This is a genomic window from Methylobacterium jeotgali, assembly GCF_022179345.1.
In the GTDB taxonomy this organism is placed as follows: domain Bacteria; phylum Pseudomonadota; class Alphaproteobacteria; order Rhizobiales; family Beijerinckiaceae; genus Methylobacterium; species Methylobacterium jeotgali.
Window position 1 is genome coordinate 24849 of record NZ_BPQR01000042.1, and the last position, 18336, is coordinate 43184.

At 70.7% G+C, this 18336-nt stretch carries 13 protein-coding genes; 3 read left to right on the top strand and 10 right to left on the bottom strand.

Annotation, left to right across the window (positions count from 1 at the left end):
• Positions 1 to 262: 262 nt before the first annotated feature.
• The 7 genes from MFF04_RS12450 to MFF04_RS12480 form a co-directional block, all read right to left on the bottom strand.
• Positions 263 to 862 carry a hypothetical protein gene (locus tag MFF04_RS12450; protein ID WP_238276197.1) on the bottom strand — a complete coding sequence of 200 codons (600 nt, stop codon included), beginning with the start codon at positions 860 to 862 and terminating at the stop codon, positions 263 to 265.
• Between the two features lie 18 nt (positions 863 to 880).
• Positions 881 to 2056, bottom strand: coding sequence for a zinc-dependent alcohol dehydrogenase (locus MFF04_RS12455; RefSeq protein ID WP_238276198.1), 1176 nt, complete (start codon positions 2054 to 2056; stop codon positions 881 to 883).
• Positions 2057 to 2539: 483 nt separating this feature from the next.
• Positions 2540 to 2992, bottom strand: a complete 453-nt coding sequence (locus MFF04_RS12460) for a cupredoxin domain-containing protein (protein ID WP_373320036.1) — start codon at positions 2990 to 2992, stop codon at positions 2540 to 2542.
• A 209-nt stretch (positions 2993 to 3201) separates the two neighbouring features.
• Positions 3202 to 5400 carry a 3-hydroxyacyl-CoA dehydrogenase NAD-binding domain-containing protein gene (locus MFF04_RS12465; protein ID WP_238276200.1) on the bottom strand — a complete coding sequence of 733 codons (2199 nt, stop codon included), beginning with the start codon at positions 5398 to 5400 and terminating at the stop codon, positions 3202 to 3204.
• Between the two features lie 49 nt (positions 5401 to 5449).
• The gene (locus MFF04_RS12470; protein ID WP_238276202.1) at positions 5450 to 5941 is read right to left on the bottom strand and encodes a DUF2059 domain-containing protein; all 492 of its coding nucleotides are present in this window, start codon (positions 5939 to 5941) and stop codon (positions 5450 to 5452) included.
• A gap of 112 nt (positions 5942 to 6053) precedes the next feature.
• Positions 6054 to 7262: an acetyl-CoA C-acetyltransferase gene (locus MFF04_RS12475; RefSeq protein WP_238276204.1), complete on the bottom strand. Its 1209-nt coding sequence runs from the start codon at positions 7260 to 7262 to the stop codon at positions 6054 to 6056.
• 267 nt (positions 7263 to 7529) lie between these two features.
• Positions 7530 to 9323 (bottom strand): acyl-CoA dehydrogenase C-terminal domain-containing protein, encoded by a 1794-nt coding sequence (locus MFF04_RS12480; RefSeq protein WP_238276205.1) that lies wholly within the window; start codon positions 9321 to 9323, stop codon positions 7530 to 7532.
• A gap of 258 nt (positions 9324 to 9581) precedes the next feature.
• Between MFF04_RS12480 and MFF04_RS12485 the strand changes: the two genes are divergently transcribed.
• Together MFF04_RS12485 and MFF04_RS12490 are read left to right on the top strand one after the other, a co-directional pair.
• A complete protein-coding gene (locus MFF04_RS12485; protein ID WP_238276207.1) occupies positions 9582 to 12773 on the top strand; it encodes an SEL1-like repeat protein in 3192 nt (1063 codons plus the stop codon).
• Between the two features lie 98 nt (positions 12774 to 12871).
• On the top strand, positions 12872 to 13309 hold the full coding sequence (locus MFF04_RS12490) for a DUF3429 domain-containing protein (protein ID WP_238276209.1): 438 nt from the start codon (positions 12872 to 12874) through the stop codon (positions 13307 to 13309).
• A 6-nt stretch (positions 13310 to 13315) separates the two neighbouring features.
• Here MFF04_RS12490 and pdeM read toward each other — a convergent pair whose 3' ends face one another.
• Genes pdeM through MFF04_RS12505 form a run of 3 tightly spaced genes read right to left on the bottom strand, consistent with a single transcriptional unit; the run spans position 13316 to position 17687 of the window.
• Positions 13316 to 14029: a ligase-associated DNA damage response endonuclease PdeM gene (gene pdeM / locus MFF04_RS12495; RefSeq protein ID WP_238276211.1), complete on the bottom strand. Its 714-nt coding sequence runs from the start codon at positions 14027 to 14029 to the stop codon at positions 13316 to 13318.
• A gap of 50 nt (positions 14030 to 14079) precedes the next feature.
• Complete coding sequence (locus MFF04_RS12500; protein WP_238276353.1) at positions 14080 to 16728, bottom strand: ligase-associated DNA damage response DEXH box helicase; 2649 nt, start codon at positions 16726 to 16728, stop codon at positions 14080 to 14082.
• Positions 16725 to 17687 (bottom strand): alpha/beta hydrolase, encoded by a 963-nt coding sequence (locus MFF04_RS12505; RefSeq protein WP_238276213.1) that lies wholly within the window; start codon positions 17685 to 17687, stop codon positions 16725 to 16727. Before MFF04_RS12505 ends, MFF04_RS12500 begins: the two co-directional genes overlap by 4 nt.
• A gap of 309 nt (positions 17688 to 17996) precedes the next feature.
• Here MFF04_RS12505 and MFF04_RS12510 point away from each other — a divergent pair, with 309 nt between their 5' ends.
• On the top strand, positions 17997 to 18332 hold the full coding sequence (locus MFF04_RS12510; RefSeq protein ID WP_373320037.1) for a DUF6460 domain-containing protein: 336 nt from the start codon (positions 17997 to 17999) through the stop codon (positions 18330 to 18332).
• Positions 18333 to 18336: the final 4 nt, after the last annotated feature.

Genomic DNA, 18336 nt, shown 5'->3' on the forward strand with positions numbered 1-18336 from the left:
CGTCCCGTGCGGACCACCGACGTCGAGGCCTTCGTCCGCGAGGTTCTGCTCCTCGCGGCACCTGATGCGCTAAACCCGATCCTTGCGCGCCTGCCGACCGCCCCCCCGCGCAGCAGCGCGGCGACAGGGTGATGGCCGTAGCTTCCGTACCCGGACACCAGGGCGATGACGGACGGCGCGGGCCAGTACGGCCCTCGCCGCCCGGCATGGCGGGCGGCCTTCGGCGACGCCCGATGCCGCGAGGATCGCGATCGGGCCGGCCTCAGGCGGCAGAGGTATGCTGCGAGACCGCCGCGAGGGGCGGGGCATGTCGCAGGTCGGGCGGCGTCTTGAAATCCCGGGCGGCGCCGCGGGACGCCTGGACGCCGCGCGGAAAACCGCTGCGATCCTGGTAGGATCTCTGCCGACCCACCTTACGGCTGTGCCGTGCCGTGCTGGACCGAGCATCGATCAGATCGATCGCCGTGATGCCGACCAGCAGTGCCAGGGCGATGCCGACATTGTCGCGCTTCGGGTTGTCGGACCGCAGCGCCGTCAACACCGTCGCGATGTCGAGGCCGTCGCCTGCGACCCGGCTCCAGAGGCCGAGATTCTTGTCGACGGAGAGCGAGAGGATGCCGCTCCCGATCTCGCGGGCTCCATAGACGCGTACCAGGGCCTCCTTCCCCTCCATCCCGAGCGCCTGCGTGATACGCCGGGGCGCCAGGAGCTCGGTCAGGCCGAGGCCGAGACTGAACCAGCCGAGCGCCTTGGCGAGGCTGTCGGGCACGCCGCGCGAGCTCGGTCCGGAATGGATGACCTTCGGATCGCCCTCGGACCGCGTGATGTTCGAGAGGCTCGTGATGCTCAAGATGTTCGTCATGATCTCTCTCTCGAAATGTCAGGGGTTGAGAACGACCTTGATGCAGCTGTCCTGCTTGTCCCGGAAGGTCCGGTACATCTCGGGTCCCTGGTCGAGCGGGACCTCGTGCGTGATGACGAACGAGGGATCGATCTGCTCCTCCTCGATCCGGCGCAGGAGATCGGCGGTCCAGCGCTGGACGTGGGTCTGGCCCATGCGGAAGGTGAGGCCCTTATTCATGGCCGCGCCCATCGGGATCTTGTCGACCAGGCCGCCGTAGACCCCCGGGATCGAGATCAGGCCGCCCGGTCGACAGACGTAGATCATCTCTCGCAGCACGTGCGGCCGGTCGCTTTCGGCCAGCAGGATCTGCTTGGCCCGGTCGTAGACCGTGTCCGGCATGGTGGGCGTGACGTGGCTTTCCATGCCGATGCAGTCGATGCACTTCTCCGGGCCCTCGCCCTCCGTCAGCTCGTTGAGCCGTTCGACGACGCTCTCCTCGTCGAAATTGATGGTGATGGCGCCCGCGGCCTCGGCCATCTCCAACCGCTCGGGAATATTGTCGATGGCGACCACCTGCTCGGCGCCCAGGAGGATGGCCGAGCGGATCGTCATCTGGCCAACCGGACCGCACCCCCAGATCGCCACGGTATCGGTCGGCTGGATGTCCGCCTGCACGGCCGCCTGCCAGCCGGTCGGGAAGATGTCCGAGAGGAACAGGAGCTTCTCGTCCGGGATGCCCTCCGGCACCTTCTGGACGGTCGTATCGGCGAACGGCACGCGCAGATACTCGGCCTGGCCGCCGGGATAGCCTCCGGTGAGGTGCGAGTATCCGAACAGCCCTGCGGTGGCATGACCGAAGACCTTGTCGGCGAGGTGCTTCTTGCGGTTGCTCTTCTGGCACACGGAGAAGTAGCCGCGCTTGCACTGATCGCACTCGCCGCAGACGATGGTGAAGGGCACTACGACCCGATCACCCTTCTTCAGCTTCCCTTTGACCCCGCGGCCGGTCTCGACGACTTCGCCCATCGTTTCATGACCCAGGACGTCGCCGGGCAGCATGGCGGGAATGAAGTTGTGGAACAGGTGCAGGTCCGAGCCGCAGATCGCGCAACTCGTGACCTTCACGATCACGTCTCGCCCGTCCTCGATTTCCGGATCGGTGACGGTATCGCAGCGAATGTCCTCTTTCCCGTGCCAGACCAAAGCGCGCATGGCTTTCTCCCGTCGCCTAGATGCGGAAGTCGAGTTCCAGATTTCTTAATCTAGGTAAGCCATGCCCCGGTCAGGCTGATGGCTGAGCTTGTATTCGGAACGCGTCAGGCTCTCGTCGAAGGTGCGTCAACTACACTTGGAACGCGTATCACACGGGTCCAACTACGGCAGGGCCTGATAGTTTCCGATGAGATCATTTTGATTTCAGAGAAGGAACACAGGGCGAACGCGACTTTCATGCCCATATCCGCAGCGATAACATGCGTTAGTGCTCTATGATTTCCCTTGGACTGGCGATCGCTGCGGATCGCTCCCGTCTGGCGAGGAGAGGGATCGTCGGCCACGACGTCACGGCCGGTGCTGCCGCGAAGGCGACAGCTCTTTCGGGTCAGCCCCGAATGGCGCCCGACACGAATTCGGGCCGCTCACAGTCACCCGCGACGTCGCGGTTCGCATCCACGGTCTGGGATCGGCCGATCCGCCTCACCCGGCGGGCGGGGTGAGCACGAGCTTGCCCTTGGTCGGCGCGCTCTGGTTGCGGGTGCTGGTGCAGGCGTACTCGTAGGTGCCCGCGCCCATGGTGCGCAGGCGGAGCGTGCCCCGGCCGTTCTGCTTCACCGTGAAGCCCTTCTCGCTCATCACATGGCCGAGGTCGCCGTCGTGATGGAGGACGCGTCCGTTCTCGAACTGCTCGCCCATGGTGAGGACGACCGGCGCGTCGGCGGTGCTGGCGATCGTCAGCGCGACGTTCGTGTCGGCCGGAAGCCGCAGCTCGTTCGGCTCGCAGACCGGCTTGCCGTCCTTGAGCGAGATCGCAAGCTCCGTCGGCGGCATCGCGTCGGAGGCGGGCGGCGGCAGCGGCTTGCCCTGCGCGAGGGTGGGTCCGCCGAGGATCGACAGCGAGGCGATGCAAAGTCCGAGACGTGCCATCCGCATGGGGTCCACTCCGAGCGATCAGTCACCGGAGGAATCGAGCGGAAGACGACAGGTTTCCGGGCTGCGCGCACGCGTCGCGACGCGTGGCCGACGGCCGTCCTGCGCCGGGAGGCAAAGCTGCGCTGCCGGGCGCGATCCGAAATGCCCAGAAAACGAAAGGGCTCGCGATCGGGGATCGCGAGCCCGGGAAGCGGTGCCGCCCTGATCGCTCAAGCCGCCTGGGCGGGCGTGTCGTAGAAGCGGCCGCCGCGCTCGGCCATGTCGAGGAGGTTCTGCGGGACGGCGAAGCGCGCGCCGTGCCTGGCCTCCAATCCCCGGGCGATCTCCACGAAGCGCTTCGCGCCCATGAAGTCGATGTAGGAGAGGGCGCCGCCGGTGAAGGGCGCGAAGCCGAAGCCGAGGATCGAACCGACATCGGCCTCCCGCGGGTCCGTGACCACACCCTCGCCGACCGTGCGGGCCGCTTCCAGCGCCTGCACCACGAGGAAGCGGTGCTTCAGCTCGGTCACGTCGAGGCTGTCCGGGTCGAGGCGCTCCGGCTGGAATTCGGAGAGGCCCGGCCAGAGCCGCTTCGGCGCACCCTCGGGGTAGTCGTAGAAGCCCTTGCGGTTCTTGCGGCCGAGCCGTCCGTGTCCTTCCACGAGGTCGGTCAGGAGCTTCTTCTGGCGCTGGTCGACGGCCTCCGGGCCGAGCTGCGCCTCCGCGGCGCGGGCGATCTTGAGGCCGAGGTCCAGGGCGACCTCGTCGTTGAGGGAGAGCGGCCCGACCGGCATGCCGGCCATGCGGGCGACGTTCTCGATCATCGCAGGCGGCACGCCCTCGAGCAGCATCTTGTGGCCTTCGAGGAGGTAGGCAGTGACGCAACGGTTGGCGAAGAAGCCTCTGCTGTCGTTGACGACGATCGGCGTCTTGCGGATGGCCCGCACGTAGTCGAGGGCGGTCGCGATCGCACGGTCGCCGGTGGCGCCGCCCTTGATGATCTCGACGAGCATCATCTTCTCGACGGGCGAGAAGAAGTGGATGCCGACGAACTGCTCCGGCCGGGCGCTCGCCTTGGCGAGGCCGGTGATCGGCAGCGTCGAAGTGTTGGAGGCGAAGATCGCGTCCTCACGGATCACGGCCTCGACACGCGCGATGACCTCGGCCTTCACCTTCGGATCCTCGAACACCGCCTCGATCACGAGGTCGCAATCCTTCAGGTCGGCGTAGTCGGCGCTCGTGGCGATGCGGGCGAGCAGCGCGTCGCGGTCGGCGGTCTTGGCGCGGCCGCGGTTGATCTGGTTGGTGACGAGGGTATGCGCGTAGGCCTTGCCCTTCTCGGCGGCCTCCGCCGACTGGTCGACGAGCACGACCTCCATGCCGGCATTGGCCGTCACGTAGGCGACGCCCGCGCCCATGAAGCCGGCGCCGACGACGCCGACCTTGCGGATCGCGGTCTGCGGGACGTCCTTCGGGCGGCGGGCGCCCTTGTTCAGCTCGCCCATGGAGATGAACAGCGTGCGGATCATCGCCGCCGCCTCGGTGGTGCGCAGGATGTTGGCGAAGTACCGGCTCTCGACCCGCAGGGCGAGGTCCATCGGCAGCTGCAGGCCCTCGTAGACCGAGGCCAGGATGGCCTTGGCGGCGGGGTAGTTGTCGTGGGTCTCGCGGCGGTAGATGGCGTTGGCCGGCGGCCAGATCATCATGCCGGCGGGCGAGTAGACCTTGCCCGAGGGCGCCTTGAACTTCGGCACGTCCCAGGGGGCCACGGCCGAGCCGCCGCCCTTGATCCAGGCCTTGGCCCGCTCGACGATCTCGGCCTTCGGGGCGACGTCGTGGACAAGGCCCATGCCCTTGGCCATCGCCGGGCGGATCTGCTCGCCCTTGAACAGCATCTGCAGGGCGTCGCCCGTCTGCATCAGGCGCGCGACCCGCTGCGTTCCGCCGCCGCCGGGGAAGAGGCCGACCTTGATCTCGGGAAGGCCGACGCGGGTCTTCTCGTCGTCGGAGACGACCCGGTGATGGCAGGCGAGCGCCAGCTCGAAGGCGCCCCCGAGACAGAGCCCGGTGACGGCCGCCGCGAAGGGCTTGCCGCAGGTCTCGAGCTTGCGGAACACCAGGGAGAGCCGACGGGAGCCGCCGAAGAGCGCCTGCATGGCCGCCTCCTCGCCGCTCTCCCGCTTCATGCGCTCGAAGGTGCCCCCCAGGCTCTGGAGCATGGTGAGATCGGCGCCGGCGGAGAAGTTGTCCTTCCCCGAGGCGATGACGCAGCCCTTGATGGCGGGGTCGGCCACAACGGCGTCGACGATCTTTTCGAGCTCGTCCATCACCTCCATGGAGATGACGTTCATCGAGCGGCCCGGCATGTCCCAGGTCGCCAGCGCGATCCCGTCGGCGTCGGTCTCGAAGCGGAAGTTCGTCAGGTTCATCGCTGGTCCTGGGGTTCGAGAGCCTTGAGGGATCGCGCCGGGCCTGCGCTCAGCGCGGCGGCATCGGCGCGGGGGAGGGGCCCTTGTCGCCGGCCGCGGCGACGGAGAGCATGTTGATGAGCTTGGCGACGGCGTTCTGCGAGATGCCGGTCACGGTGGAGTTCGGGTCGGCGTTGATCGCCTGGAACTTCTGGTAGACCTTGTCGTCGTAGATGCCGTTCAGGTGCTTCAGCTCGTCGAGGCTGAACTTGTCGGCGTATTCCTTCGACAGACCCTCGACCATGACGTCGCGCTGGCGGCCGAACTCGGCGTTGATCTCGGTGCGGACGGCGGTGGCCTTGTCGTCCGGCATCGCGGCCACGGTCTTCTCCAGGGCGCCCGCGAAACCGGTCTCCAGGTTCTTGATGACGGTCTTCTGTACGAGGGTCTTGGCCTCGGCGAGCTTGTCGGCCGCCTCGTCGGCGCGCGCCGTGAGAGGCAGGGTCACCGCGGAAATAGCGAGGGCGGTCGTCAGGCAGAGCGTGGCGAGGAGGCGGTTCATCGGGGCGTTCTCTCCGGGTGGTTCCTGAGCCGGCCGCCCGCGGGGGCTTGGCCGGCGCGCCCTCTTACAGCCTTCCGCCGGGATTGGGACACGCCCCGCCGAAGGCCGCCCATCACACCCGCTCGATGATCGTGGCGGTGCCCATGCCGGCGCCGATGCAGAGGGTGACGAGCGCCCGCTCCTTGCCGGTGCGCTCCAGCTCGTCCAGCACCGTGCCGAGGATCATCGCGCCGGTGGCGCCGAGCGGATGGCCCATGGAGATGGCGCCGCCATTGACGTTCACCTTGGCCGGGTCGAGGTCGAAGGCCTGCTGGAAGCGCAGCACTACGGAGGCGAAGGCCTCGTTGATCTCGAAGAGGTCGATGTCTGAGAGCTGCATCCCGGCCCGGGCCAGGACCTTCTTCGTCACGTCGACGGGTCCGGTGAGCATCAGGGCCGGATCGGAGCCGATATTGGCGAAGGCGCGGATCCTCGCACGCGGCTTGAGGCCCGCACCGTCGCCGGCCTCCCGCGATCCGATCAGCACCGCGGCGGCGCCGTCGACGATGCCCGAGGAGTTGCCGGCGTGGTGGACGTGGTCCACCGCCTCGACGTCGGGATGCGCGTCGATCGCCACCGCGTCGAAGCCGCCCATCTGGCCCATCTGCACGAAGGAGGCCTTGAGCTGCCCGAGGGACTGCATGTCGGTCGAGGGCCGCATGTGCTCGTCCCGGTCGAGCAGGGTGAGGCCGTTCACGTCGCGCACCGGCACGACCGAGTCTTTGAACAGGCCGGCCTCCCAGGACTTCGCCGAGCGCTTCTGCGACTCGACGGCATAGGCGTCGCAATCGTCGCGGGTGAAGCCGTACTTGGTGGCGATGAGGTCCGCCGAGACCCCCTGCGGCATGAAGTAGGACTTCACGGCGATGGCCGGATCGACCGGCCAGGCGCCGCCGGAGGCGCCGAGGCCGATGCGGCTCATCGATTCGACGCCGCCGCCGACCGTCATGTCGTGCTGGCCCGACATCACCTGCGCGGCGGCGAAGTTCACGGCGTCGAGGCCGGAGGCGCAGAAGCGGTTGATCTGCACGCCGGGGACGTGGATGCCGTAATCGGCCACCAGCGCCGCGGCGCGGGCGATGTCGCCGCCGGCCTCGCCCACGGGATCGACGCAGCCGAGGACCACGTCGTCGACGCGCCTGGTGTCGAGGCCGTTGCGGTCCTTGATCGCCCGCAGCGCCGTCTCGGCGAGGCGCAGCGCCGTCACCTCGTGGAGGGCGCCGTCCGGCTTGCCGCGGCCGCGGGGGGTGCGGACGTGATCGTAGATGTAGGCGTCGGCCATATGAGCCTCCAATTAGCGCAACAGGACCCAAACACCGCGCGGACTGTCGTCGACTGGCAGCAGTCGACGCTCATTCCTCAGTACGTTTGCAGCCCACCGCATTTCGTATTGCCACGTGTAGAAGCGATCACCCGATCCCTTAAGATCAGATTCGTGCTTCTCCCAAATGTGTTTTGCCACTTGGACGATCGTAGCCTTACCACCGTAATGGCTTATCGCAGCGACAACAGCTTCCTTTAGATCGTCCTTCGTCAAAGTCAGTCCCCGTCAGAACGCCTCGACCGGCAGCGCCATCGTGGTCTCGGCGCCGGCCTTGATGCGGGCGAGCCGCAGCGCCGTCTCGGGCAGCATCCGCTCCATGTAGAAGCGGCCGAGGGTGCGCTTGGCCTCCCACACCGCCTTGTCGCCGGTGCCGGCCGCGGCGTTGGCGTCGGCCGCCTTCACGATCCGGCCCCACATGTAGCCGATCGCCACGAGGCCGAGGAGGTGCATGTAATCGGTGGCGCCGGCGCCCGCGTTGTCGAGGTTGGCCATGGCGTTCTGCATGAACCACATCGTCGCACCCTGGAGGTCGTTGAGACTCGCCTGGAGCGGCGCGGTGAAAGGCTTCATCGCCTCGTCCTCGCCGTGGTCCTTGATGAAGGTCTGGACCTCGCCGAGGAAGGCCATCATCGCGCGGCCGCCGTCCTTCGGGAGCTTGCGGCCGATGAGGTCCATGGCCTGCACGCCGTTGGCGCCCTCGTAGATCATGGCGATGCGGGCATCGCGCACGAACTGCGACATCCCCCATTCCTCGATGTAGCCGTGGCCGCCGAACATCTGCTGCGCCTCGACGGCGTTGGCGAAGCCCTTGTCCGTGAGCACGCCCTTCACCACCGGGGTCATCAGGCCGAGATGGTCGTCGGCGGCCTGCCGCTCCTTGGCGTCGGGCGAGCGGTGGGCGATGTCGGACTGGAGGGCGGTCCACAGCACCAGGGCGCGGGCGCCCTCGTTGAAGGCGCGGATGCCCATGAGCGTGCGGCGCACGTCCGGGTGGACGATGATCGGGTCGGCGGCCTTCTCAGGCGCCTTGGCGCCGGTGAGCGCGCGGCCCTGGAGCCGGTCCTTCGCGTAGGCGAGCGCGTTCTGGTAGGCGACCTCGGACTGGCCGAGCCCCTGCACGCCGACGGCCAGCCGCGCCTCGTTCATCATCACGAACATCGCGGCGAGGCCGCGGTTCTCCTCGCCGACGAGCCAGCCCTTCGCCCCGTCGTAGTTCATGACGCAGGTCGAGTTGCCGTGGATGCCCATCTTGTGCTCGATCGAGCCGCAGGACACGCCGTTGCGCGCGCCGACCGAGCCGTCCTCGTTCACCAGGAACTTCGGCACCACGAAGAGTGAGATGCCCTTGGTGCCCGCCGGCGCGCCCTCGATGCGGGCGATGACGAGGTGGACGATGTTCTCGGAGAGGTCGTGCTCGCCCGCCGAGATGAAGATCTTGGTGCCGGTGAGGCTGTAGGAGCCGTCGCCGTTCGGCACGGCCTTCGTCTTGAGGAGGCCGAGATCCGTGCCGCAATGGGGCTCGGTGAGGTTCATGGTGCCGGTCCAGGCGCCCTCGACCATCTTCGGCAGGTAGGTCTGCTTCTGCTCCTGCGAGCCGTGGACGAGGAGCGCCGCGATCGCCCCCTGGGTGAGGCCCGGATACATGCCCAGGGCGAGGTTGGCGCCGGAGACGAATTCCTGGATCGCGGTGTTGAGCGTGTGCGGCAGGCCCTGGCCGCCGAACTCCTCGGGGACGGAGAGGCCCATCCAGCCGGCCTCGGCGTAGGCGTCGTAGCCGGCCTTGTAGCCCTTCGGGGTTGTGACGGAACCGTCCGCGTTGCGCCGGCAGCCCTCCTGGTCGCCCGAGAGGTTGAGGGGCGCGAGCACGGTGTCGGCGAGCTTGCCGCCCTCGGTCAGCACGGCCTCGACCACGTCGGGCGAGGCGTCGGCGAAGCCGGGCAGGTTGTCGCGGCTGTGGAAGCCGAGAACGTCCCTCAGCAGGAACAGCACGTCTTCGACCGGGGCGCGGTAGCTCGGCATCTGACATCCTCCACGGCGTCGCGCGGTCGCCGGATCCACCGCGCCGCTCGTTAGTTCATATGTAAACTATCTCGCCGGGGCGGCGCAAGGGGTACCGAGGCGAATCGGCCATTCCCGAATTGGTCCGCCGTTTAACGCGACGTTTACCAAGAACTTTAATCATCCCGCCGAGCGACCGTCGGAGGCGCCTCTCGGGATACAACCCCAAGTGGCATTTTCGGACCCGGCCGCGGATGATGCCGCTCGAAGGTCACGATCATGAGACGCCACGCGACGCCGAGCCTCGACAACCTGGATCCCGAGGTCCTCGCGGCCGCGCGGGATGTCGCCAAGCGCGCCGGGGTGCCCGTCGAGACCTGGATCGCCTCCGTCATCCCCTCCGAGAAGGCGCCGGCCCGACGCCGCCGTCCGGCTGCGGCCCAGAGCCAGGCTCCCCTCGCACCGGCTAAGACGCAGGCCGCGCCGCCGCCCGCCGCGAATCTCGACGGCCTCCTCGACGCGCTGCTCGGGCGCCTCGACACGATCGACCGCGCCATCGCCGACGAGCGCGAGGCGGCCCAGTTGGAGGCCGAGCATCGCCTCGCCGCCATCGAGGCCCGGATGAGCGCGCTCGCCGGGAACGCCCCGTCCGCCGCGCTCTCCGATCGCCTCTGCGCCATCGAGGCGCGCATGGGCGAGATCGGCCAGCAGCTCGCCGCCCGGCCGGGCCGGCGCGGTCGCGGGGCCAGCGTCGAGATCCGCGAGGTGGTGGAGGAGATCCGCCAGCGCCAGCGCCAGATCGGCGCGCCCGAGTCGGACGAGGGCATCGTCGCGGCCATGCGCCGCGACCTCGCCCGCCGCCTCGACGTCTCCGAGGAGCGCTCCTCCTCCGCGGTGGCCGTCGCGGAGCTGCGCGACGAGATCCTGCGCCTGCGGCAATCCGTGGGCACGCTGGCCACCGGGCGCGACGTCGGTGCGCTGGAGCATTCCATCAAGGCCCTGGCCGAGGACGTGCGCAAGGCCCGCGAACCCGCCGACCTCGAGGCGGTCACCGCCCCGATCGAGGCCATGCGCGCCCGCGTCGACGCCCTCGCGGACGACGTGTCGGAGACGGTCTACGCCCGTATCGCCGGCGAGGCCGAGCGCCTCACCGCCCGCGTCGAGGCCGCCATCGCCGAGAGTCGCGGCGCGAGCGCCGACGGCGACGCCGTCGCGGGGCTGTCGCGGGAGCTCGAGGAGACGCGCAACGCGGTGGCGAGCCTCGCCGGCCCCGAGCGGGTGCAGGGCCTCGTGCAGGCGGTGCAGGGGTTGAGCGGTCAGGTCGAGGAGCTGCGCACCGGCTTCGCGAAGCAGGCCGCGGCGGAGGTCGCGGGCCTGCGTCCGCTGCTGGAGGAGATCCGGTTCGGGATCGGCAACCGTCCGCTCTCCGAGGAGGTCGCCGCGCTGGCGGCCAAGCTCGATACCCTGCAGGGCGGCCAGGGCGGCCTCGACGCCGGCCAGTCCCGCGCGATCCTCGGGCGCATCGACGCGCTCGCCGACAAGGTCGATCAGGTCAGCGCAGAGCCGGTCGGGCAGCTCCTCGATCGCCTGGAGAGCCTCGGCGCCCATCTCGGACGCGGGTCCGACAAGGAGATCACCGCGATCCAGTCGATGCTGCGCAGCCTCGCCGAGAAGGTCGACGGGGTCGGCCGCCAGTCTGGCGGCGCGGCGCTCGACGCCCTGGAGCGGCACGTCCTCGACCTCGCCGAGCGCGTCGACGCCCGCGGCACCGATCCGGCCATCGTCGCCCTCCAGCGCAGCATGGGCGACCTGATGGGCCAGGTCTCCGCCCTTCGCCAGGAGGCGGCCACCGTCGGCACCGCCGGAACGGGCGGAAACCGCGAGTTCGACGCCCTGCGCAGCGGCATCGCTGAACTCCAGGCTCGGCAGAACGCCTCCGAGGAGCGCATGCAGGCGACCCTCGACGGGGTGCACGCCGCCATCGAGCGCCTCGCCGGACGGATGTCGGCGGAGACGGCGCCGGCCGCCCTGGACGAGCGGCTGAAGTCCACCGTCCGCGTGCAGCCGCCGCGCAGCCGGCGCGGCAACCGCGACGAGGCGCTGCCCGCCCTCGACACGCCCGCCGCCGAGCGCCTCTCCGACGACCGCCTGGCCGAGGAGTTGCTGGAGCCCGGCGCCGGCCGCCCCGGCCGCAGCCGCGGAACGCCCGAGGCCGAGCCGGCCGAGAGCCAGGGCGACATCAAGACGAGCTTCATCGCCGCCGCCCGCCGCGCCGCTCAGGCGGCCCAGGCCGAGATGGCGAGCGAGGCGGCGGAAGCCGCGGTTCGCCCCGGCCGTCCCCAAGCGGCCCGTCTCGGCGGGCTGGCCGAGCCGCCCCGGCGCGGCGCGGCGCTCCGCGCGGCGATCGACAAGCGCCGCAAGCCGCTGCTCCTCGGGCTCGCCGCCATCGTGCTGCTGCTCGGAGCCCTCCAGGCCCTGACCACGGACCCCGCAACGCCGCCGGCCGCGCCGAGCCGTCCGCCCGTGGCCGAGACCCGGCCCGCGCCGGAGGTTCCCCCGGCGCCCTCCCGTCAAGCCGCCGAGAAGGCGCAGACCTCCGGCGAGGCCGGCGCGGAGACGAAGGCCGAGGACGGGCGCCCGCCGATCGCGGATCCGCAGACCACCCAGGCGATCACCGAGGGCCAGCAGTTCAAGCCGGCCGCGAAGGCCGCCGGTGCGCTGCCGGCCGTGGCGGGGATGCAGACCCTCTCGGGCGACCTCGCCGGGCTGCCGCCGGGCCTCGCGACCCTCAAGCAATCGGCGCTCGCCGGCGACGGGGCGGCGGTGTTCGAGCTCGCCGTGCGCGCCGCCGACGCCCGGGGCATGCCCCGCGACCTCGGCCTCGCCGCGAAGCTCTACGAGAAGCTTGCCCAGGCGAACTACGCGCCGGCCCAGTACCGCCTCGCCGGGCAGTACGAGAAGGGCTCCGGCGTGGCCCGCGACCTCGCCCAGGCGAAGCTATGGTACGGCCGCGCCGCCGAGCAGGGCCACGCCCGCTCCATGCACAACCTCGCGGTGATCTACGCCGAGAATCCCGGCCCCAACGGCAAGCCGGACTTCGCCTCCGCAGCTTCCTGGTTCCGGCAGGCCGCCGAGTACGGCGTGCGCGACAGCCAGTACAACCTTGCCGTGCTCTACGCCCGCGGCCTCGGCCTCTCGCAGGACCTCGTCCAGTCCTACGCCTGGTTCGCAGCCTCCGCCGCGCAGGGCGACACCGAGGGCGGCCGCAAGCGCGACGACGTGGCCGGCAAGCTCGGGGCGGAAGACCTCGCCAAGGCGAAGGCCATCGTCTCCGGCTTCAAGCCGCGCAAGGCCGACCCGGCCGTGAACGAGCCGCCGGCCCAGAAGGAGGCGCCCATGAGTCTCATCGGCGCACCGGCCCCGAGCGCCTCGCTCTCGAGCTTCACACCGGCCCCGAAGCGCGCCATCTAAGCGCCTCGTAAGCCCGAGCGCCCGGCGGAACCCAGCCGGGCGCCGAGCCGTAGACGACCGGTGGCCGCCCGTTCGGCGGCATCCCGACGGGAGGAGCAATGGCCCGCGGAAGCCCGGTCCCCGTCAGCGCCGTCCTGCTCGGCATCGCCGGGCTGATCCCCTTCCTCGGCTTCGCGGCGCTCGCGGTGAGCGGCAGCGACGGGGGCCTGAGCAACCTCGGTCTCTCCCCGCGCACCATCCTCTCGGCCTACGGGGCGGTGATCGCCTCCTTCCTCGGCGGCATCCGCTGGGGTGCGGCGGCGGCCGGCGGCGGCGGCGGCAAGGACTACGGGATCGCGATCCTGCCCTCGCTCCTCGCCTGGGGGGCGCTCGCGGCGCCGATGCCCTGGGACCTGCGCATCCTCGGCATCCTGGTGCTCGCCTGGGGCGTCGTCGATCTCGACCTGCCCCGGCGCGGCCTCGTGCCCGCTTGGCTCGGCCATCTCCGGCTCGGGCTCTCGACCGTCGCGGGAGCCGCGCTGCTCGTCGCCGCCTGACGCGCGTCAGTCCTTCGCCAGCATGGTCCGGCCGATGGCGAAGATGCGCCCGTCGCCGAGGAGATGCGCGGTGAAGCCCGCCGGGAACAGCGCCTCGAAGGCCGTGTCGCGCACGTTGAGCCCGCCGGTGTAGGCGCCGAAGGCCGGCATCACGAGACGCTTGCCATCGGTGACGAAGCAGCGCCGCCGCACGGCGCGCCCGCGCATTGCGACCTTGCCGCAGGGGTGGAGATGGCCGGCGACCTCGCCCTCGGGGGCGCCGGGTAGGGGCTCGTGGCGCAGCGTCAGCCCGCCGAGGCTGAGCACCTCCGCGTAGCGCCCGCCGACGCCCTCGCTGACGGCGGCGTCGTGGTTGCCGGCGATCCAGACCCAGTCCCGGCCCTCCTGCAGGGCGGCGATCATCGCCCGGTCGCCCGGCGCCATGCGCTCGGGGCCGCGGGCGTCGTGGAAGGAATCGCCGAGCGCCACCACGCAGGCCGGATCGAGCCGCACCACGAGCTCGTGCAGGCAGGCGAGCGTCTCGGCGGTGTCGTAGGGCGGCAGGAACTGGCCCGAGCGGGCGGCGAAGGCCGAGCCCTTCTCGAGATGCAGGTCGGAGACGATCAGGGTGCGGTGCGCCTCGAGCCAGGCGCCCCCGCAGAGGTCGAGGGTCAGGATCTCGCCGGCCAGCGTCAGCTGCGGGGATTTTTGAGTCTTCTCGAGTCTGAGGCCGAGGGCCACGGCAGCATCCCTGTCGAACGATCCGGATCGGTCAGGGGATCTCGAATCGCTCACCCCAGCGCCTCTTCGAGAAGCTGCGCCTCGGCCTCGGCCAGAATCTCGTCGGCCCCCTCGCCGTAGACCCGCTCACGCCCGATCTCGAGCATCACGGAGACGGAGAGGGGCGAGACGCGGTCGAGCGCCCTGTGGATGATTCGCCCCTGGATGCGCTCTAGCATCACGCCGAGGCGCCTCACGTCGAGGAGTCCGGTTGCCGCATCCTGCCGAGCGGCGCGGAGCAGCAGGTGATCGGGCTGGTGCTTGCGGAGCACGTCGTAGATCAGGTCCGTCGAGACCGTGACCTGCCGGCCGGTCTTCTTCTGGCCCGGGTAGCGGCGCTCGATCAGCCCGGCGATCACAGCGCATTGCCGGAAGGTGCGCTTCATCATCGCCGATTCATCGAGCCAGGCCTCGAGGTCGTCGCCGAGCATGTCCTGCGCGAAGAGCGCGTCGAGGAAGCCGGGATCGAGGGCCGCGCGCTCGCTCACGTCCCGCGTCGTCCAGACGGCGATGCCGTAGTCGTTGGCGGCAAAACCCAGGGGCCGCAGCCCCGCCCGCTCCAGCCGGCGGGTGAGCAGCATCCCCAGCGTCTGGTGGGCGAGCCGTCCCTCGAAGGGGAAGGCGGTGAGGTAGTGCCGGTTCGCCCGCGGGAAGGTCTCGACGAGGAGGTCCCGCTCGCCGGGCAGCACCGAGCGGCGCCGCTGCTGGAGCAGGTAGCGCGAGACCTGCTCCGGCAGCCGGTCCCACTCGAACGGGTCGGCGATGAGCGCCCGCACCCGCGCGGCGAGGAAGGTCGAGAGCGGGAACTTCGAGCCGGCGTAGGAAGGGATGGCCGGGTCCGTGCCCGGCCCGGCCCGGGTCGCCATCAGCTCGTCCTCGGCGAGCCCCTCGAACCGCAGCACCTCGCCGGCGAAGAGGAAGGTGTCGCCCGGCGTCAGGGTCTCCGCGAAATCCTCCTCGACCTCGCCGAGGACGCGGCCGGTGCGGGGCACCACCGTTCCGGGGCGGCCCCGGAGCGTGCGGGCGAGGCGCACCTTCACGCGGGGCGCCTCGATGATGGTGCCGACGTTCATGCGGTACTGCTGCGCGACCCGCGCGTCGCGCACCCGCCAGACGCCGTCGGCGCCGCGCAGGATCTTGGCGAAGCGCTCGTAGGCTCGCAGCGCGTAGCCGCCGGTCGCCACGTAGTCGACGACCTGCTCGAACTCTTCCCAGGAGAGCCCTGCGTAGGGCGCGGCGGAGACGATCTCCTCGTAGAAAGCCACCGGCTCGAAGCCCCCGGCGCAGGCCATGCCGAGGACGTGCTGGGCGAGCACGTCGGGCGCGCCGATCCGGGCGTCGGGCGTGTCCTGCGCGGCCTCCTCGACGGCGTCGAGGGCGGCGCGGCATTCGAGCATCTCGAAGCGGTTGCCCGGCACCAGCACCGCCTTCGAGGGCTCGTCCATGCGGTGGTTGGCGCGGCCGATCCGCTGCATGATCCGGCTCGCGCCCTTCGGCGCACCGATGTTGACGACGAGATCGACATCGCCCCAGTCGATGCCGAGATCGAGGGTCGCGGTGCAGACGATGGCCCGCAGCTGGCCCGCCGCCATCGCCGCCTCGACGCGCCGCCGCTGCGTGGCATCGAGCGAGCCGTGGTGGAGGGCGATGGGCAGGCTCGCCTCGTTGATCCGCCACAGCTCCTGGAAGGTGTACTCGGCCTGAAGGCGCGTGTTGACGAAGACGAGCACCATGCGGTGCGCGAGGATCAGGTCGTAGATTGCCGGCATCGACTGCCAGGCGGTGTGCCCGGAGAGCGGCAGCGTCGCGTCGATCTCCAGCATGGCGAGGTCCGGCCGGGCGCCGCCCTGCACGACGACGAGGTCGGCCATGGGCGGGGACGGGGGTATTCCTCCCCCCTCTGCGGGGGAGGGTGGCCCTCGCGTCAGGGAGGGTCGGGAGAAGGGAGCGCCCTCTCCGGAAACGTCGCTCCCCTCTCCCGACTCGCTACGCGGGCCACCCTCCCTCGCAGAGGGGGGAGGGAGCGCGGGCGTCTGCGGGACGAGATACTTCCGCAGCTCGTCGGGCTCCCGCACCGTCGCCGAGAGCCCGATCGCGGTCAGCCCCGGGCTCAGCCGATGCAGCCGCGCGACGGCCAGCGAGAGCAGGTCGCCGCGCTTCGAGGTGACCAGCGCGTGCAACTCGTCGAGGATGAGGCAGCGCAGCCCCGCGAACAGCGCCTCCGCCTCCCGGTGGGCGATGAGGAGGGCGAGCTGCTCCGGCGTCGTCAGCAGGATGTCGGGCGGCCGCGAGACCTGCCGGGTGCGCTTGTGGGACGGTGTGTCGCCGGTCCGCGTCTCGATGCGCACCGGCAGGCCCATCTCGGCGACCGGCATCTCCAGGTTGCGGGCGATGTCGACGGCGAGCGCCTTGAGCGGCGAGACGTAGAGCGTGTGGAGCCCCTTGCCGCGCCGCTCCCCGCCCGCGAGCGAGACGAGGCTCGGCAGGAAGCCGGCCAGCGTCTTGCCGGCTCCCGTCGGCGCCACGAGCAGCGCCGAGCGCCCAGCGCCGGCGATGCGCAGGAGGTCGAGCTGGTGCGGCCGGGGCTGCCATCCCCGCCCGGCGAACCAGGCGGCGAAGCGGGGCGGGAGCGGGCTCCCCTCGGCCGGATCGCCGCTCAGGCGAGCGCCGTGAGGAAGCGGTCGATCAGCTCCAGCGCCCGCTCGCTCATCGCGCCGGGGTAGCGGATGAAGACGTGGCAGCCGCCGGGATAGATCGCGGTGTGGCCGCCATTGCCCGCCGCGGCCCAGCGGGCGGACATGTAGAGCGTGTCGTCGAGGAGCGGATCCGCGGTGCCCACCGTGAACAGGGCCGGTGGCAGGCCCTTCAGCTCCGCGTAGATCGGCGACACGTCCGGCCGGCGGCGCTCGACGCCGGCGCGGACGTAGTCGTCGGCGAAGCGCGTCAGGTCGCGGGTGTTCACGACGAGGCGCTCCTCGCCCCAGTTGCGCACGCTCGGCGTCAGCCCGAGGTCGAAGAAGCCGGCATTGAGGTTGGCGCCGCGGAAGGCGCGAGGCATGCGGTGCCGATCGCGCAGGCGCAGCAGCACCATCACCGCAAGATGGGCGCCGACCGACTCGCCGCCGATGGTCAGCGCCGTCACGCCGAGCTCCGCCTTGCCGGGGCCGGCGAGCCAGAGGGCGGCGGCCTCGCAATCCTCGAGCGCGGCGGGGTAGGGATGCTCCGGCGCCAGCCGGTACTCGACCGAGAGGCAAACGAAACCGCAGCGGTCGGCGATGCGCTCCAGCCACGGGTCCTGCTCGTCGGCAGAGCCCCAGACCCAGCCGCCCCGGTGGATGTGCAGGTAGGCCCCCCGCGGCGCCTTGCCGGGAGCGAGCTTAGGCCGGATCACGCGCAACTGCAGCGGTCCGCCGGGGCCGTCGATCGTGAGCATCTCGGCGCGGGCGCTGCGGGGCATCGCGGGCGAGGCCTGCGTGCCGCGGCGGCGGCGGGCGCGCACCTCGGCGATCGGCAGGGACCAGGGGTCCTCCTGCGCCGCATGGGCCGCGACGATCTCCTCGTTGAGGCGCTTGGTCTCGGGATCGATCGCCGCCGGATCGAAGAGGGCGTGGTCGATCATGCGGGTGCCGTCATGGCTGGATTCATGGCTGGCATCGGTCTCGTCCCGGTTTCATGCCGTCTTGTCGCGATGCCGCCGGGCGAGGCAAGAGCCGGCCGCTGCGCAGAGATCCGCTTTTGCACAATGCTCTGGCGGCCGTCCGGCAGTTCCCGCCATCTTGGCCCGGAGCGGTGCCGTTGCCATCTCGTCCCGGCGGGCAGGAACGCTCAACGCCGCAACCGGCGCGCGGTTTCCGGACGACCTGTGACGCGGGCGTCACGTTTCCGCCGGGTTCGGGCCGGGATACGGGCCTAGGGTGCGGGGCATCGGGTGAAGGATTCGGGGATCGTGGAGCATTTCCAGCAGCGGCCGCCGCAGGCGGCCTATCCCGGGCGCGACGGGCGCGGATCGGGCCTGCGGCGCTTCATCGGCGGCTCGCCGGCCGCGGTATTCCTGCGGCTCCTGTTCCTGTCGGTCCTGGTCGGCGCGGTGCTGGCGATGCTCGGGCTGACGCCGGAGCGCCTGTTCTGGCACGCCTACGAGACCATCCGGGCCCTGTTCGACCTCGGCTTCGAGACGCTCCACGATTTCGGCCGCTGGATCCTGGCCGGCGCGGTCATCGTGGTGCCGATCTGGCTGATCTCGCGCCTCTTCGCCGCCCGCTGAACGG

What these genes read in the sequence shown, in the direction of transcription:
- MFF04_RS12450 (WP_238276197.1), bottom strand. Translation starts at nt 862, where the DNA reads ATGACGAACATCTTGAGCATCACGAGCCTCTCGAACATCACGCGGTCC.
- MFF04_RS12475 (WP_238276204.1), bottom strand. Translation starts at nt 7,262, where the DNA reads ATGGCCGACGCCTACATCTACGATCACGTCCGCACCCCCCGCGGCCGC.
- MFF04_RS12470 (WP_238276202.1), bottom strand. Translation starts at nt 5,941, where the DNA reads ATGAACCGCCTCCTCGCCACGCTCTGCCTGACGACCGCCCTCGCTATT.
- MFF04_RS12505 (WP_238276213.1), bottom strand. Translation starts at nt 17,687, where the DNA reads ATGATCGACCACGCCCTCTTCGATCCGGCGGCGATCGATCCCGAGACC.
- MFF04_RS12465 (WP_238276200.1), bottom strand. Translation starts at nt 5,400, where the DNA reads ATGAACCTGACGAACTTCCGCTTCGAGACCGACGCCGACGGGATCGCG.
- MFF04_RS12490 (WP_238276209.1), top strand. Translation starts at nt 12,872, where the DNA reads ATGGCCCGCGGAAGCCCGGTCCCCGTCAGCGCCGTCCTGCTCGGCATC.
- MFF04_RS12485 (WP_238276207.1), top strand. Translation starts at nt 9,582, where the DNA reads ATGAGACGCCACGCGACGCCGAGCCTCGACAACCTGGATCCCGAGGTC.
- MFF04_RS12455 (WP_238276198.1), bottom strand. Translation starts at nt 2,056, where the DNA reads ATGCGCGCTTTGGTCTGGCACGGGAAAGAGGACATTCGCTGCGATACC.
- MFF04_RS12480 (WP_238276205.1), bottom strand. Translation starts at nt 9,323, where the DNA reads ATGCCGAGCTACCGCGCCCCGGTCGAAGACGTGCTGTTCCTGCTGAGG.
- MFF04_RS12460 (WP_373320036.1), bottom strand. Translation starts at nt 2,992, where the DNA reads ATGCGGATGGCACGTCTCGGACTTTGCATCGCCTCGCTGTCGATCCTC.